Source organism: Shewanella glacialipiscicola, from assembly GCF_023283485.1.
In the GTDB taxonomy this organism is placed as follows: Bacteria; Pseudomonadota; Gammaproteobacteria; order Enterobacterales; family Shewanellaceae; genus Shewanella; species Shewanella glacialipiscicola.
Genome location: NZ_JAKILU010000003.1, coordinates 162095 through 178301, shown reverse-complemented (window position 1 = coordinate 178301; position 16207 = coordinate 162095). Strand labels below are relative to the sequence as shown.

Here is a 16207-nt window from a genome sequence, read left to right as displayed (position 1 = left end):
TAAATAATTTCTATTTTTATATAATTCCTGAGTGTTTATAAATTTTATTGATTAAATATTTCAAAATGGAGTTATCTTATGACCACACAGCCCATTACTCCCTATAGTGAAAAAGCAGAAAAATTCTTTTGGAAAACGGGTGTTGCACAAGTTAACTTAGGAGATGAACCATTTAAGTCAATTCATAGCCTACTTATATCAAAAGAAGATAGTAAAATATCATCTATAGGCTCATGTTTTGCTCAACATGTTGGGAAATGGTTACTCGAGAATGATTATTCATTTAACCGTAGTCAACTTGATAAAAAGCAAATATCAAGCTTTGCTTTTGGCAATGTATATACCCCTAGATGTTTACTACAATGGTTGCAATCAAGCCGTTCAAATAATGAATTCGATATTTATTATGATGAAAAAATGGGACGTTACCTTGATTTACTTAGACCGAGTGTTTTCCCTGAAGGCTTTGACTCGGAAGATACATTGCAAGACTCGAGGAATGCAGCAAAAAATGAGCTGTTAGATACGTTAAAAAACACTAACGTGCTTATATTTACTTTAGGTTTAACTGAGGCTTGGAAAGATTTAGATAATATTTTTTACCCGAGTTGCCCTGGGGTTATAGCAGGAGAGTTTAATGAGAATATTTTTTCTTTTCATGAATTTAATTATAATGAAATACAATCTGATTTATTAGAAATAAAAGATATAATTAAACATATCAACCCAAAAATTAAAATAATTTTGACAGTATCTCCCGTCCCTCTTACAGCAACAGCATCAGATAAACATATTCTTGTAGCAAACCAATACTCTAAATCAGTACTACGAGCTGTTGTTGGTTACCTATCTGATAATGATGATTTTTTTGACTATTTCCCATCATTTGAAATTATAACCGTCAATAATGTTGATGATTTTAGATTTAATGCGAATCGAAGAACTGTGTCAAATGATGCGATTGAATATGTTATGAGCCACTTCAAATCAGCATTTTCTAATGGTGAAATACATTCATCACAAAAAAACAAGAAAGAGCAGCACGAAGAAACCGTTTGTGATGAAGAACGTTTAGAGGCATTAAACAAACTACCGAGTAATTTAAATCACACCACAGTAAATAAATTAACATTACTCGGTGATAGCCACATGGGTAAGTTAGCTACAGCACTCATGGAAATGAAGGTTACGTTTACTGGCGGTATGGTAATGAATGGTTCAGGATTTGCTCAAGGCAAATTCTCAATATGCCCAACTGAATATTTTGTACCACTAGAAAACGCCGCCTCACGCCAGCTTTATGCACCTATATTGAAAAATCTACAGGCACATGAGGAATCTCACTTTCAAGAAAAGTCGGTTATTATCTCAAATATTGGTTTACAAACTCATCAAACAGTCGCTAGATTTTTCACATGGCTTCAGAAACAAGAAGATGCAGATATTAAGAATATTACTCTGCAAAATTATGTCGATTTTTTTCATGAAGACCAATCACAACAACTTTCAATATTATTGGCAATGAAGGATAGAGGACATACTGTTATCGTGGTTTCTGATCCACCATTCTCTCGTCACTTTGAAGAATCGCACTCAATGGTAGGACTAATATATTCTTACTTTGACGCAATTGAATACTTGTGGTCACAGTTTGATATTTTATTTTTTAATGCGGCAAAAACATTCGATGATGAAATTGATACTCCAATGATGTACGCCTCAGATATCGGCACTCCAGATGCTCCGCATGATTGGATCCACGGAAATTCATTATATTATAAATGGCTAGCAAATAAGTTATTAAAGATTATCTCTGAAAACACCTAAAACTCATACCAATGAGGACTCATAAAGTCCTCATTGGCTTACTACAATGATGCTTTAAGCCTTGCCATCCCTTCATTGATAGAGACTAGTGCACCATAGCCGAGATCTCGCTTGGCTGCGCTGATATCAAAATAATGGCTGCAGGATAACTGCCGTGCAACGAAGCGCGTCATCATGGGTTCGTCTTGCTTCTTTAGCAGCAAATATACACTTTCTAATACTGCGCCTACCACATAAGCGACTGATTTAGAAACCCGTTTTGTCACAGGAGGTAAACCATCACAGGCCAGAATCAGGTTGAGCATTTTTGCCATAGTGATCGGCTCATCGTTACTCAAAAAATAGGCTTTACCTTGACACTTAGGCTGGGGCTCGCATAACTCAAGCGCCGCCAGTACATGGGCGTAAGCAGCGTTATCAATGTAGATAGTATCGACCAGCTTATCTTCATGCCCAACCAGTTTTAGCTTACCTAAACGGCCACGCGCTAGTACTCGAGGCACCAAATGAGGATCGCCAGCGCCCCAGATCAAATGTGGTCGTAGTGCGACGGTTTTCAGCGCATAAGGCATTTGAGCTATATCAGTATTCGCAGTCGCGGTATCACTCACTTGATTAGCATCCAGTATCATCTTTTCGGCGATAGCTTTGGAATGGGCATAATAATTAAGGAATGATGTTGCATAGGGCGTAGATTCATCAATACCGGATTCATCTTGTCCCGCAAAGGTCACGCTCGGCGTACTTGTGTAGACTAACTTATTTATTTTTAATGCCTTACAAACAGCAAGCACATTAGCAGCGCCCTTGACGTTAGGGCAAAAATAACTATCTCTATCGCCCCAAACACCTGCTTTAGAAGCAACATGAAACACCATATCGCAGCCTTGCATCGCCTGTTGCAGTGCCTCTTTATTGACTAAATCTCCTTGATGCATAATCACGCCTAGCGCTTCAAGTTCGGGGTAATGGCCGCGTGCAAAGCCAGTAACCTTAATACCCGCAGCTAATAAGCGTACACAAATAGCTTTACCTAAAAATCCCCCCGCGCCTGTTACAAAGGCGTGCGACACCTTAAGGGCGAGCTGCTTAAGTGCGGTTTGCTCAAGTGCATGATACTGCGTTAGCGCCGTACTATTAATTGGGTCTATCGTCATTTAGATATCCATTTCTGCTCATTAATATGAGACTTAAAAGTCTGTGTAAGCATTTACAAAATAAGCATAAAGGCTAAGAAGTTAAGCAAGCTTAGTTAACATGGGCACAGACTATAGCGTAAAAAGGCAGGCAGAAGATCGCTGAGGTTAACATTAACCCTTTGTTTGTGATTGCGCCCAAACGGCTAATTTTTCTCTAAAAATTTTGGCGTTATGCCGTATATCAACAGGAAAATCAGGATGAATAAGAAAGCGTCTTATACCCTGAGTTTGAGCAAATTGCTCGGCAATAGTGACGAGATCTTGATATAGCTGCTGGCTTTTATTGCATACCAGTGACCTATCAAGCTCGATACAGATTAATGGTTCTATCTCGTTCGCTACCGTTACCGCCACTAATGCCGAACGTTTTACATTAGGGTGCGTATTAAAAATGCGCTCGCAAGGAATAGAATAATAGCGTTTCGCAAACTGTCCTTTACGAGTGGCATCGACTCTGTGGGTCTTACGACCACACATCCATAATCGGCCTTGATCATCCAGATAACCCAAGTCGCCCATGCGATGCCTTACGCTGTTATTTTCGGTGTCCCAAATTTTAGCTATCGCTGTCGCGCCATCGAGCTGATAGTAGGCATGGCTCACCATAGGCCCTTGCACAACAATCTCGCCGATTTCGCCGCAATTAAGCAGCAATGCCTCATTCCATAGAGGGATGACATCTTCACTTATGCCAATAATACCAATCGTCACGCCGTCAATCGCGCGCCCAACACAAATGCCGCCGCCGTTATCTGTGATATCTGTGGTGGTAAATAAATCATTACTGGCAATCATGCTAATGGGCAGCGATTCAGTTGCACCGTAAGAGTTGAGAATCAGCACATCTGGGTTAAGCATTTGCTTAAAGCGGGCAATAGAGGCGATAGTCGCAGGTGCACCGGCTGAAATAACCCGCTGTACGCTGGGTAGCTTATGTTGTTTTTGTTGGCCTGCACGGCCTAAACGCTCTAATAAAGCAGGATTTACAAAAATATTACTGCATTGATATTTTTCAATCGCTGCAAACAGGAATTCGGGATTAGCGGTAATCGGTTTACTGGCATCCATATGCGGCACGATAGATGCCATTCCAAGCGCCGGGCCAAACAGCGAAAATAACGGAAACGTGGCTAAGTCGCGCTCACCGTGGGTAATACCATAATCATTTTTAAGCGCTTGAATTTGCGCTTCAAACATCCCATGACTGTACACAACGCCCTTTGGCGTACCTGTGCTGCCACTGGTGAATAAAATCGCCGCCATTTCATTAGGCTTTAGCATCACCATTGGATATTCAATGTGTTGCGTTGAGGTGTTTTTCGTTGAGGTGTATTGCAGCAAGGTCGATAAACTTATCGAGCCAGTCAGTATCTTCATCAGCTTAGCGGCTAGGTCAACTTTACCGCCATCCACATTGAGTAATGATCGAATACTGCCCTTACCCCAACCAAATAATCGTCTGGCAACATGGGCCTTAGGAATACCAATAAAGGCATCGGGCGACGCTTTTTCAAAACACTGTTTAAGATTATTAATGCCCATACCCGGGTCCACCAGAATGGGGATGATACCGGCTTTAAACAGTGCAAAGGTTAAGGCAAAAAAATCGAGGCTTGGAGTCACCATCAGCACAGCCTTCATGCCGCGTTCAATACCATGGGCATTAAGCGCAAAAGCGATGGTATCGCTCTGCTTATCTAGATTAAGGAAATCTAACTCGCTATAACGTAAATTCGCCACCGATGCGCCATGCGCCTGTTGCACTGCCACCGCAAGATGATGGGGTATTGCATGGGCCGCTTGTTTAAGGTGGCGGCAAATATTGGCATGACTCTCGACTAAAACGGGTGATGCCATGCTCGGTAAGGATATGGATTGAGCCAAAACCGCAGCATCAGTCGCAAACAACGTCGACATTAACCGTTGACCTGTTCAGTCGCTGCCGTTTTAGAATTTGAACTGTCTACATCTGCCGTTTCTATCACAGCCCCATCTTCAGACATAAAGCCTTTGATGTGGTGAATGACTTCATCACTGGCATCTTCCAAAATGTAGTGACCGCAATCGGCAAATTCATGCACAGTTGCCTGCGGCATGTGCTGGCGCCATTGGGCCAAAAAATGCTTATCAAATACAAAGTCTTTCAGGCCCCAACAAATCAACGTTGGGACTTTGGCAAATTGCGGCAAACTCGCTGCAATATCAGAGACTAATTGATAGTTTCTGTCCCCTTCACGCAGCGGAATATCCTGTACAAAACGCAGGGTCGAAATCCGATTAGCCCAAGAGTTAAACGGCGCTACATAGGCTTCACGAATGTATTTAGACATAGGTTGGCGCTTCACGCCGACATAGGAGGCAATAGATGAAAAAGCATTAAAACCACGTACTAGCACGGTACCTAACAAGGTATTACGGCAGACCCACAACGGCCAAGGGAAAGGCTTAGACTTAGGTAGGTGAAAAGCACCGGTATTTAACATCACTAACCGTTTAATACGATCAGGATAACGCGCCGCATAGCCCATACCTATCATACCGCCCCAATCGTGGACGACTAAGGTGATATTGTCTTTAACATTTAGGCTATCTAACAGGGCCTCAAGATCATCAATTCGACTCTTAAGCGTATAATCATAACCGCTATCGTCGGGCTTATCTGACAAACCACAGCCGATATGATCTGGCACTATGCATTGGTGAGTCTCTTTTAAAGCGCTGACTAAATTGCGGTAATAAAACGACCAGCTAGGATTACCGTGAACCATCACCACAGGTTCGCCTTGGCCTTCGTTTATATAATGCAGCTTGTTGCCATTACGGCTCAAAAAATGACGTTGAAAAGGCAACAGATTGTCTAACATAACGCTTCCTATCTTTTTAATACTATTGAACGCGAGCGCTATTTAAAGCGAATAAATATATTAGGGTGCAAGATTAAAAGGCCTATAACGCTTTTACCACTTAATGCCTAACATCATACAATTTAATCCACTACCTATGCCTAAAAAGCTCACTTGGTCGCCCGCCTGTAAAAAACCTTGATCGTGCGCCATCGCCGCAGTCACAGGTAAAGATACGGTACCCATATTGCCAAGCAACTGATAAGTTGGGAATTCTTTCTCTGGTGGAATATTCAGTGCATTAAGCACTTGTCTGCGGTTTGATGCACCGACTTGATGACAAATCACTTTATCAACTTGATCAACCACCCAATTGCGCTGCTCAAGAAAATGATCCCAAGTGTGTTTGGCCAGCTCAACCCCTTCTTTTAACAAGGTGACCGCATCGGTTCGCATAAACTCGCGATATAGATTATGCCCCACTTCCTGTAATCCCCACTGACATAGCTGGTGATGCTCAGGTGCCGATAAATGCGATGCGCCGAGCAATTGATGCTGACGCACATTGGTCAGTGGCAAACTGCCGTCGGTTAAGATAACCGCTACTGCGCCAGAACCACCGGTTAAGGTCGCCAGCGACTGGGCAAAATTCTGCATGGTCGGATCGGCGAGCATGTTGTCGATAGTGACATCAACAATGTCCCTTGCCGATTCACATGACACCACCATACCTGCTTTAATTTGGCCCAACTCAATGCGGTTAGCAATATCTAAAATACCCGATAACACCCCAAGGCAAGCGTTGCTGATATCGTAAATAGCGGTGTCTTTTGACACCCCCAAAGAGGCCGCAATACGGCAAGCCGTGGCGGGTTCATGTTGGTCGCGGCACACACCGGTATAGACCACGGCGCCTAAATCAGCAACATCAATCCCCGTTTCAAGTATGGCTTTGCGGGCAGCCTTAATGGCACCGTCGGACAATTGATGCCCTTTAGGCCACCAGCGGCGTTCGGTGATCCCAGTCAATGCGGCAAGCTGTCCCATAGGAATACGGAACTTTTGATACAAAGGAGCGAGACGAGACTCTAGCTCACTACTGGAAACCACAACAGGTGCCAGTTCGTAGGCCAGGCTATTAATAAATACGCGGGAATATTTCATGAAACTGTTTTATTCGCTCACTAGAATGACTGACCTAAGGTCAGCTTTCAGTTGTTATTCGTCATTAATGCGACATTTGAACAAGAAAAGCCCGATGATTCAATAAAAAACCACCTTTAGTGTAAGACTTGTCTCACAGTGCAGGTTCTAAACACCACAGAGTTGAATTTGCTTTGATTCATTTAAAATAGACTAGTAAGCAAATACTTCATAAAAAACATAACAGTACAGTATACTTTAAGACAGTTTAAATTATGTCGCCATTTTTTGCGCTAAAATTAATGCATTTCTTGGTGTGACGCTGTTTGTACAAAATTCACCCACGCGAACGCCGTATCCCTGCTCCTGTAAAAAACAAACACGATCTAAGATTAACCACTGTTCTAGCACCGCGCGAAATAGATGTGCGACAAGGTCGATGCGCCGTGTTAATTGCTGCCTTTTGTACCCGACTTCAAGCCAAGCATCAAAATCACAGTTTTGCGTTAACTTAAGCGCTTTAATCTCAGCCGCCCATAGGCAAAAATGGCTGAAACTGCCGCTGAGTTGGCTCTGTTTAATCGATGGTAAGGGTAAGTATTCATCAATTTGTCGACATTGACGTTGCAGCGCATCAAACCCTAAACGCCAGGCAATTTCTTGATGACGCAGCGCCTGTTGTTTAGGACTGGCAATCACGCTTTGTTGTAGTGGTAGCTGTAAGTCATGGCGACTCAGTTTTATCGCGCTTTTTTTAGCCATATCTGACAATGCTTGATAATAACTGCCTTGAATTAAATGATAACAACAGGGAGAAATCGCCAGCGCCTGTGTGCCCGCGGCGGCCGCCAGCATTAATAACCTCACATGCAAATCACCGCAAGCATGCAGTGCCACGACTTGCTGTTGCCTCGTGAATGGATTGGTATTGACGTTAATAGCAAAGGCATCGGCGCAAACAAAAGTTTGCGGCAATTGCCACTTATCGGCAAAGGCTTGGCCAGCCTCACACAGTGGCGCTTGCCATTCTAGACTCACCACTTCGGCGCCGCGGGCCTTGGCTATCAAGCGGCCTAAATGGCCTTTACCTGCACACCATTCCAGTACAGATAAATTAAGATCAGGTAAATGTTGCACAAACGCAGTAATTTGCTGCCATTTACGACCTTTAATGTGCGCACTAAAATGCGTTTCATCATCAATGGATAAACCGTTAACCTGCGTCTCATCAACAACAAGTATTTTATCTGCAGCGGTAATGGGGTTAGTGAGTAATGATAAATCCCAGTCTTGGCCTAACGCCTTAAGATCTTTGCTTAATGCCGGTGTTAGTGCCTTAACCAGTATAGATTGCTCGGCATCGAGCCCATCAAGCTCATCGTCTGCCAGCGCCCACACAGCGGTGGCCAACTGCGGAAAATCCTGTGCCCAAGGTAAAGCGAACACTTCAAATGCACGCACTTGCCACAGAGCAGTACTCTTTTCAAGCAACTGATTAAGTTTGCTAAATTGCTGTGAGTAAGTGAATTGTTGCTGCAGATTATCTTGATTCACGTCATGCCCAGTGTCAAAAATACTTGTCTTATTTTAGGCCAAGTTAATGCGCCTTAAAGATGACTTTATACGAAAAAATGTTAGTATCGCGCCACGTTAGACACTCAACCATACTAGTTAACTGAAACCTTAACGTTATAGCGATAAGGTCCTCAGAGGACACCTATGCTTTCACCTTGCGTTGCACGCTGCGGTTTAAATGATGACGACTATTGCATGGGTTGCTTTAGGCATATCGATGAAATAGTGAGTTGGCGCACGTCCAACGAAGCGCAACAAGCCGCGATTTGCGCACAATTACCAGCCCGTAAAGTCGCATTAGAAGGTCATGAAAACCAACATATTTTAAGCCGCGAAAAATGGCTCGCCGCCGAAGCGCGTTTAATCACCAAAGATTAAATCCCGCTAATTAACCTATCGGCCTTAACGCTAGCAATCTATCGCTCACATCATAAAAAGCTACTTTTTTAGCAGCGATTTCAAGTCAGCAAAAGGATTATAAGTGGCCGCCGCTTGCTTAGTTTCAGTGGTGCCACCGTAACGGATCAGTTCTTCAAAGCGGGAATGTTCGTTATCGTGGCAATACAGGCACAATAGCTCCCAGTTTGAACCGTCTGACGGGTTGTTATCGTGATTATGATCTTTGTGGTGGACAGTCAATTCACTTAAATTTTTAGGCGTAAACTCACGGGTACAGCGACCACATACCCAAGGATAGAGTTTTAGAGCCTGTTCACGATAGCCACCTTCACGTTTGGCTTTGTACTCTCTCGCATCGGCTAATACTTTGTCTAATTTACTCTGGCCTGGTACTGACATAGTGACATTCCTAAAACAAACCCTAAAAAATTGCCCCAAGGATAATCGCTGTTATCACTTGGGGCAATATATGCCGCACTTTATAGGGTAATACGGCTTGAGATTTAGCCTTAGTAGGCTAAATAAAATTAGGTCACATGACCTTGGTCGGCATTAGACAAATGTAAATAGTGCAAGTATTTTTCATACTGAGTCACCACATCCGCGAGGATTTGGTCTTCAGTATAGCCCATCACATCATAATGCTGACCACCTTGCTCTAAGTAGACTTCAGCGCGGTAATACAAGGTATCACCCTGCTCGATTTCAGTCCCAACTGGGTTAATGATTTCAAAGCAACGCGTTCGTACACCGTAGACAAAAGGCAAGTTCAGCTCATTGCTGATCACCAGTCGTACCCGTCCATCTAAATATTCAAGATCGGCAGCAATCCCCTTAGCCATAAAATGTTGGCACACCTTTGATAGCGCAGGCGTTGCAACATTATTTAAGAAATACTGCGCTTCTTCATGGGTTGGATGCGAGACTAGTACGCCAATTCGTTCCTCCCAGCTCATGTTTGTCTTGGCATATTGCACACTGGTATTGTGTAGCTGCACGCTATTAATTTTCAGCCAATCATTCTTCAAGGCTTTAAATAAGCCCAGACACATGAACAGCATCACCACTAAGAACGGCATAGCACTGGCGATAGCCGCGGTTTGTAGCGCCTGTAAACCACCAGCTAGTAATAATACTGATGCGACAACACCTTGTAATAACGCCCAAAAAACGCGCTGCCACACAGGAGCATTACTATCGCCACCGGAGGTTAGGTTATCGATCACTAACGATCCCGAATCAGATGAGGTGACAAAGAAAGTGACCACTAAACAAATCGCAATCCCCGAGAGTAATGTTGGGAACGGCATGTGCTCAAAAAATACAAACAACGCCACTGACACGTCGGTATTGACCGCATCAGCAAGATACTTAGCGCCGTGATTCATGATCGAATCAATCGCCGAGTTACCAAACACTGTCATCCAAAGGAAGGTCAGCGTCGATGGCACAAATAATACCCCAATCAAAAACTCACGAATGGTACGTCCGCGACTCACGCGTGCAATAAAGGTACCGACAAAAGGTGACCACGAAATCCACCAGCCCCAATAGAGCAAAGTCCAACCTCCGAGCCAATCTTCTTTATGTTGATAGGCATACAAGTTAAAGGTTTTATTAACTAAATCGCTTAAATAACCGCCCGTATTTTGCACAAATGCCTGCAGTAACATCACCGTAGGGCCAAGAACTAATACTATGATTAATAAAATAATGGCTAGGCCAAGGTTAAGTTCGCTTAAACGTTTTACGCCCTTATCAAGGCCAGAAAATACTGACAGTGTTGCAAGCAAGGTTATAGCGATAATCAAACACACCTGCACGACCGCGTTATTGGGTAAACCTTCAAATAGATAACTCAACCCAGAGTTAACCTGTAACACCCCAAAGCCGAGCGACGTCGCCACACCAAACATAGTGCCGAGCACGGCAAACGTATCAACGGTATGGCCAATAGGGCCATAAATACGCTCACCAATTAAGGGATAAAGCGCACTTCTAGGCAATAAAGGTAACTTATGCCGATAAGAGAAATAAGCCAAACTCAATGCCACTACGGCATAAATCGCCCAAGCGTGCAGACCCCAATGGAAGAAAGTGATCTTCATCGCTTCTTTCGCAGCGGCGAGACTTTCAGGCGTGGCATCTGGCGGTGCAAGATAATGCATCACAGGTTCAGCGACGCCAAAAAACATCAAGCCAATACCCATACCCGCCGAAAACAACATAGCTATCCAGCTTTTATAGCTGTAATCCGGCACTGAATGATCTGGCCCTAGCTTGATATCACCAAAACGACTGACCATGACAAAGAGGATAAAAATCAGGAAAAAAGCCACACTTAAAATGTAAAGCCATCCGGCTTGCGTTTCTATCCATGACTGTATTGATTTAAAAATAGTATTAGCCTCTGTGGGCCATACCGCGCAAATCATCACCATTAAAGTGATCAAAAAAACCGATGAATAAAATACCGGCGGATTAATACTCGATTTGATCGACATTGATTCTCCCAATTTCTAGCGAGTTCACTCTCGAAATATCTCAGCACACAGTGAGATAAGCATAAACTTATATTTAAAATTTGTTTTATGGGGTGGGTTTATCCAATTGTAGTACGGACTTATTTCCTCGGCTTATTATAACGATGCACTCTGGCTAAACGTGGTAAAGACTGACAAGGAGATTAATCGCATAACTTTATAAGTTAAGGCTATCTAACAACCTAAGCCGTAAACGCTAGGTAAAACAGCATTCAGCATAAAACAATTTTTTATTAGTATATTTAGCATAAAAAATGGCGACTAGATTAGTCGCCAAAAAATTATACCACAAAAATCATCAAACTTGATGTTAAACGCTAAAGCATACAAGCCGATAACGTAAAATCGCCTTTAGACAAAGCTAAGGATTAGTCGGCGTTTGTGAAATTCCTGCGGTTAAATTAAAGCGCATCGCCTCTTCAAACGACCAATCGACCATAATTAAATCGTCCCGTTTGATTAAACTTGTCACGCCAGCCATTTGATAGCTGAGCTGGAATAATACCGGCACCCAATCTCCTTCAGGTAAGGCATCGAGCAGTGGTTGCGGTGGCGTATCCGTCATGATAAACCCCACCACAAAACTGCCATTGGCTTGTTTCACTAACACTGTTTTTTGGCTCGTCGGTTTGCCATCACGATTCATTAACGAAGCAATATCACGGATACTGCCGTAAACCGATTTAAACAGTGGAAAGCGCATCAGTTGCCGCTCAATCCAACCATAAATCCATACAATTGGGCTGACGGAAAATAACAGCCCAACGACAAACACTAATGCCACAACAAGGATAAAACCGGTACCAACAATATGTTGGTTAATACCCACTAACTCTAAAATAACAATCCCTAGGCCATCTAAGGATACAAATAACGACCAAAACAGCCACAAACTCAAGGCCATAGGTAACAAATTCATCAAGCCACGGGCTAAGGTATTCTTCATCACACTCTCATTTAATCACAGGTTCACTAGGCATAAGATATTTACGCAAAAATGCGTGGCAGATGCTACCACAGAGTCAGCAATGCACCAGCACATGATGTGTTCAACGCTTCCTGCACACTTTTTATCACCGCCGCTTATGTTCGCTATTTTGACTTTTCCGCCCCACAACTGTACTCTTTGCCGCCACTTTAGGTTGGCATGTATAACTTAACGTCAGCATTTTACTCATTGAGTATTTAATAGGGTTCTTTTTACAATGGCGTTAAGCCACATTAGTTTACCCCTTCTTTTTAAGTCCACTGCGTTCAGCCCATAGTGACTACTGTCTAGCGAGCTGTTTGCTACAACCTATTATTCCAATAGCCATGTCGCCCTTATTGCATTGTGCTAAATAAGTGCTGAATAAGTATCTGAGCGGCTGTACGCTGACATTTATGTCTCGCGTTAATCATGACTATTGGAGCGTATGACGATATTTTTAATAGAGTAAAAAACATGATACAAACCCTAAAAAAAGAATGGTTCTCTAATATCCGCGCAGATCTGTTAGCCGGTATTGTGGTGGCATTGGCGTTAGTCCCAGAGGCGATTGCCTTTTCTATTATTGCAGGCGTTGACCCTAAAGTTGGCCTGTACGCCTCTTTTTGTATTGCGGTGGTCATAGCCTTTACAGGTGGCCGGCCTGGAATGATTTCAGCAGCAACGGGTGCCATGGCGCTGCTAATGGTGACCTTAGTTAAAGAACATGGGCTTGAATATCTACTGGCTGCCACCCTATTGACTGGTGTACTACAAATTGCTGCGGGTTACTTAAAGCTCGGTAATTTGATGCGCTTTGTTTCGCGTTCTGTCGTGACTGGGTTTGTGAATGCGTTAGCAATTTTAATCTTTATGGCTCAATTACCTGAGCTCATCGACGTGACTTGGCATGTATATGCAATGACGGCTGCAGGTCTGGGTATCATCTATTTATTTCCATTAATTCCAGTCATTGGTAAATCCTTACCCTCACCGTTAGTCTGCATTGTTACCTTAACGATATTTGCTATCTATATGGGTTTAGATATTCGCACCGTTGGCGATATGGGGCAGTTACCCGATACATTACCGATATTTCTCTGGCCTGATGTGCCATTGACGCTTGAAACCCTGCTCATCATTTTCCCTTATTCTGCGGGGCTTGCTGTGGTCGGTTTGCTGGAATCGATGATGACAGCCACTATAGTCGATGATTTAACTGATACTCAAAGTGATAAAAACCGCGAGTGTAAGGGCCAAGGTATCGCTAATATTGGCGCGGGTTTAATGGGCGGTATGGCCGGTTGTGCCATGATTGGTCAATCTATTATCAACATAAAATCTGGTGGTCGCGGACGATTATCAACACTAACCGCGGGCGTATTTTTGTTAGTGTTAATTGTATTTCTTGGTGAATGGTTAAAATTAATCCCGATGGCAGCCCTTGTTGCCGTGATGATTATGGTATCCATCGGCACTTTCTCTTGGGATTCTATTCGTAATCTTAAGCACCACCCAATATCGACCAACCTTGTGATGATAGCCACGGTAATTGTAGTGGTCGCAACACATAATTTAGCCATAGGTGTTTTTGTTGGCGTGTTACTCGCTTCACTGTTTTTTGCCAATAAAGTAGCGCGTTTTATGGTGGTTAAGAGTACAACAGCTGATGCTAGTCGTTGTTATCACATTATTGGCCAAGTGTTTTTTGCCTCAGCAGATAAATTCTGTAACTCATTTGATTTTAGAGAAGTTATTGATAAGGTAACCATTGATTTAACTCAAGCGCACTTTTGGGATATTACTGCGGTATCGGCACTGGATAAAGTAGTGATTAAATTCCGCCGTGAAGGAACCAGAGTTGAGGTCATTGGCCTTAACGGAGCCAGTGCAACCATAGTGGATAAATTTGGAGTACACGATAAACCAGAAGATGTTGAAAAAATCATGTCTGGCCATTAAGTCTGTAGTAACGCCGTTAAAGGAGAATAATAATGACAAATGTGATTGCCTGTATCGACGGTTCAAAAGCAATGCTGTCAGTCTGTGATGCCAGCGCATGGGCAGCGCTAAGATTAGATGCGCCAGTAACCCTATTACATGTTTTAGATAAATCATCCTACCTTACGGGATTTAATTTATCTGGCAGCATAGGTTTAGGCACCCGCGAACATTTACTGGCCGAAATGGTTGACCTTGACGAGCGCAGGAGCAAGCTGGCACTTGAGCAAGGTAAATACATGCTACAAGATGCCAGCGCGCATATTATTAAGCAGTACCCCAAAGTTTCCGTTGAAACACTGCAGCGCCATGGTGACTTAGTTGAAACGCTGCTAGAACAAGAGCCAAACGCCAGACTGGTGGTGATTGGCCGTCAAGGTGAGCAACATCAAGAACAGACAAAAGCCATTGGCAGCCATTTAGAAAGTGTTATTCGCACCCTAAAGCAGCCTATTTTAGTGGTTATGGCTGAGTTTGAGGCGCCAAAGCGTTTTATGATTGCTTACGATGGCAGTGATACCGCCAAAAAAGTCATTAATCGAGTGATAAGTAGTCCATTGCTTAAAGGGCTGGAATGTCATTTAGTGATCGTATCAAGTAATCAATCACAAGAAGAAGCGGGACTGGCATCGGTTGCTGCATCCCTTACTGAGGCTGATTTCAACGTTGTAACGGCAGTTTTTCAGGGCGAAGTACAAACCGCCCTTGAGGTTTACCAGCAAGAAAACCATATTGATTTGATGGTTATGGGCGCTTATGGCCATTCACGTATCCGTGAGTTTTTTGTTGGTAGTAACACCACACGTATGATCAGCAAAAGCCATATTCCATTATTATTATTGCGTTAATAGTGACTACTGCGCTAGTAATGACTACTGCGTGAGTTACGATTGAATTAGTTATTATTGCGTTAGTATCCGATAACATTAACGCCTATGCGGCTAAACCGCATAGGCGTTAAATACCCGTAAAAAGCACGTAAGCCAACATAAATCTTAGCTTTGCATGTCCTTTTCCATTTCTTCGTAGGAAGTGTGGCGCACATCTTTGCCCTTCACGTAATAGATAATATATTCGCAAATATTTTTACAGCGATCGCCTACACGTTCTACCGCGCGCGCCGCCCACAGTACATCTAATATATCGGGAATTGAGCGCGGATCTTCCATCATATAGGTCATTAATTGTCGAATAATGCCTTCGTACTCGCGATCTAACTTAGCATCCTCTTTGTGCAAAGCTAAGGCGGCATCGGCATCCATACGAGCCAAGGCATCTAAGGTGGCATGTAGCATACGGGTTGCATGGCGGCCCATATTTTCAACACTCACCAACAAAGGTTGTTGATTATTCAAACGTTTATCTAATGCGGCTTTCGCTATTCGCACACAGGCATCACCAATGCGCTCAAGATCGGCAATGGTTTTTGAGATGGCAATAATTAAACGTAAATCGCTGGCAGCAGGTTGGCGCTTAGCAATTATGCGCGTGCACTCTTCGTCAATCGACACTTCCATGCCATTCACCTTGTGATCGCCCACTATTACCTGCTGTGCAAGCTCGGCATCTAAAGCACTTAAAGCATCAATGGCTTGTTCTAATTGACGCTCAACTAAGCCGCCCATAGCCAAAACTCGGTTACGAATATCATCCAATTCGGCGGTAAATTGTCCTGATATATGCTTGCTTAAATTCATGTTTTCCATTGTA

13 protein-coding genes are annotated in these 16207 nt (G+C 43.2%); 4 read left to right on the top strand and 9 right to left on the bottom strand.

Annotated features, from left to right (window positions below):
- Nucleotides 1–78: 78 nt before the first annotated feature.
- Entirely contained in the window at nt 79–1827 is a 1749-nt protein-coding gene (locus tag L2717_RS03815) for a GSCFA domain-containing protein (protein ID WP_248937985.1), read from the top strand.
- Between the two features lie 41 nt (nt 1828–1868).
- Here the strand turns inward: L2717_RS03815 and oleD are convergent, their stop codons facing one another.
- From oleD to L2717_RS03790, 5 genes are all read right to left on the bottom strand, one after another.
- Entirely contained in the window at nt 1869–2984 is a 1116-nt protein-coding gene (gene oleD, locus L2717_RS03810; RefSeq protein WP_220774487.1) for a 2-alkyl-3-oxoalkanoate reductase, read from the bottom strand.
- A gap of 153 nt (nt 2985–3137) precedes the next feature.
- The gene (gene oleC / locus L2717_RS03805; RefSeq protein WP_373316159.1) at nt 3138–4943 is read right to left on the bottom strand and encodes an olefin beta-lactone synthetase; all 1806 of its coding nucleotides are present in this window, start codon (nt 4941–4943) and stop codon (nt 3138–3140) included.
- The gene (locus L2717_RS03800; protein WP_246611788.1) at nt 4943–5890 is read right to left on the bottom strand and encodes an alpha/beta fold hydrolase; all 948 of its coding nucleotides are present in this window, start codon (nt 5888–5890) and stop codon (nt 4943–4945) included. Before L2717_RS03800 ends, oleC begins: the two co-directional genes overlap by 1 nt.
- Before the next feature lie 93 nt (nt 5891–5983).
- Nucleotides 5984–7033: a 3-oxoacyl-ACP synthase III gene (locus L2717_RS03795; protein WP_220774488.1), complete on the bottom strand. Its 1050-nt coding sequence runs from the start codon at nt 7031–7033 to the stop codon at nt 5984–5986.
- A gap of 252 nt (nt 7034–7285) precedes the next feature.
- Complete coding sequence (locus L2717_RS03790) at nt 7286–8566, bottom strand: methyltransferase (protein WP_220774489.1); 1281 nt, start codon at nt 8564–8566, stop codon at nt 7286–7288.
- 165 nt (nt 8567–8731) lie between these two features.
- On the opposite strand from L2717_RS03790, the gene L2717_RS03785 reads away from it, so the two are divergent.
- Entirely contained in the window at nt 8732–8965 is a 234-nt protein-coding gene (locus tag L2717_RS03785) for a DUF1289 domain-containing protein (RefSeq protein ID WP_220774490.1), read from the top strand.
- A 60-nt stretch (nt 8966–9025) separates the two neighbouring features.
- On the opposite strand, the gene L2717_RS03780 is transcribed toward L2717_RS03785, so the two are convergent.
- The 3 genes from L2717_RS03780 to L2717_RS03770 all read right to left on the bottom strand — a co-directional run bounded on the left by L2717_RS03780 (nt 9026) and on the right by L2717_RS03770 (nt 12475).
- The gene (locus tag L2717_RS03780) at nt 9026–9385 is read right to left on the bottom strand and encodes a YajD family HNH nuclease (RefSeq protein ID WP_220774491.1); all 360 of its coding nucleotides are present in this window, start codon (nt 9383–9385) and stop codon (nt 9026–9028) included.
- Between the two features lie 128 nt (nt 9386–9513).
- The gene (locus tag L2717_RS03775) at nt 9514–11490 is read right to left on the bottom strand and encodes a BCCT family transporter (protein WP_220774492.1); all 1977 of its coding nucleotides are present in this window, start codon (nt 11488–11490) and stop codon (nt 9514–9516) included.
- Between the two features lie 400 nt (nt 11491–11890).
- Complete coding sequence (locus L2717_RS03770; protein ID WP_220772801.1) at nt 11891–12475, bottom strand: DUF502 domain-containing protein; 585 nt, start codon at nt 12473–12475, stop codon at nt 11891–11893.
- 498 nt (nt 12476–12973) lie between these two features.
- Between L2717_RS03770 and L2717_RS03765 the strand changes: the two genes are divergently transcribed.
- Both L2717_RS03765 and L2717_RS03760 read left to right on the top strand, forming a co-directional pair.
- Entirely contained in the window at nt 12974–14458 is a 1485-nt protein-coding gene (locus L2717_RS03765) for a SulP family inorganic anion transporter (protein ID WP_220772800.1), read from the top strand.
- A 32-nt stretch (nt 14459–14490) separates the two neighbouring features.
- Nucleotides 14491–15345, top strand: a complete 855-nt coding sequence (locus L2717_RS03760; protein ID WP_220772799.1) for a universal stress protein — start codon at nt 14491–14493, stop codon at nt 15343–15345.
- Between the two features lie 147 nt (nt 15346–15492).
- Here the strand turns inward: L2717_RS03760 and phoU are convergent, their stop codons facing one another.
- A complete protein-coding gene (phoU, locus tag L2717_RS03755) occupies nt 15493–16203 on the bottom strand; it encodes a phosphate signaling complex protein PhoU (protein ID WP_220772798.1) in 711 nt (236 codons plus the stop codon).
- Nucleotides 16204–16207 lie beyond the last annotated feature (4 nt).

Coding starts and splice junctions, on each gene's coding strand:
- L2717_RS03780 (WP_220774491.1), bottom strand. CDS start 9,385: ATGTCAGTACCAGGCCAGAGTAAATTAGACAAAGTATTAGCCGATGCG.
- L2717_RS03760 (WP_220772799.1), top strand. CDS start 14,491: ATGACAAATGTGATTGCCTGTATCGACGGTTCAAAAGCAATGCTGTCA.
- L2717_RS03765 (WP_220772800.1), top strand. CDS start 12,974: ATGATACAAACCCTAAAAAAAGAATGGTTCTCTAATATCCGCGCAGAT.
- L2717_RS03770 (WP_220772801.1), bottom strand. CDS start 12,475: ATGAAGAATACCTTAGCCCGTGGCTTGATGAATTTGTTACCTATGGCC.
- oleD (WP_220774487.1), bottom strand. CDS start 2,984: ATGACGATAGACCCAATTAATAGTACGGCGCTAACGCAGTATCATGCA.
- oleC (WP_373316159.1), bottom strand. CDS start 4,943: ATGTCGACGTTGTTTGCGACTGATGCTGCGGTTTTGGCTCAATCCATA.
- phoU (WP_220772798.1), bottom strand. CDS start 16,203: ATGGAAAACATGAATTTAAGCAAGCATATATCAGGACAATTTACCGCC.
- L2717_RS03795 (WP_220774488.1), bottom strand. CDS start 7,033: ATGAAATATTCCCGCGTATTTATTAATAGCCTGGCCTACGAACTGGCA.
- L2717_RS03785 (WP_220774490.1), top strand. CDS start 8,732: ATGCTTTCACCTTGCGTTGCACGCTGCGGTTTAAATGATGACGACTAT.
- L2717_RS03800 (WP_246611788.1), bottom strand. CDS start 5,890: ATGTTAGACAATCTGTTGCCTTTTCAACGTCATTTTTTGAGCCGTAAT.
- L2717_RS03815 (WP_248937985.1), top strand. CDS start 79: ATGACCACACAGCCCATTACTCCCTATAGTGAAAAAGCAGAAAAATTC.
- L2717_RS03775 (WP_220774492.1), bottom strand. CDS start 11,490: ATGTCGATCAAATCGAGTATTAATCCGCCGGTATTTTATTCATCGGTT.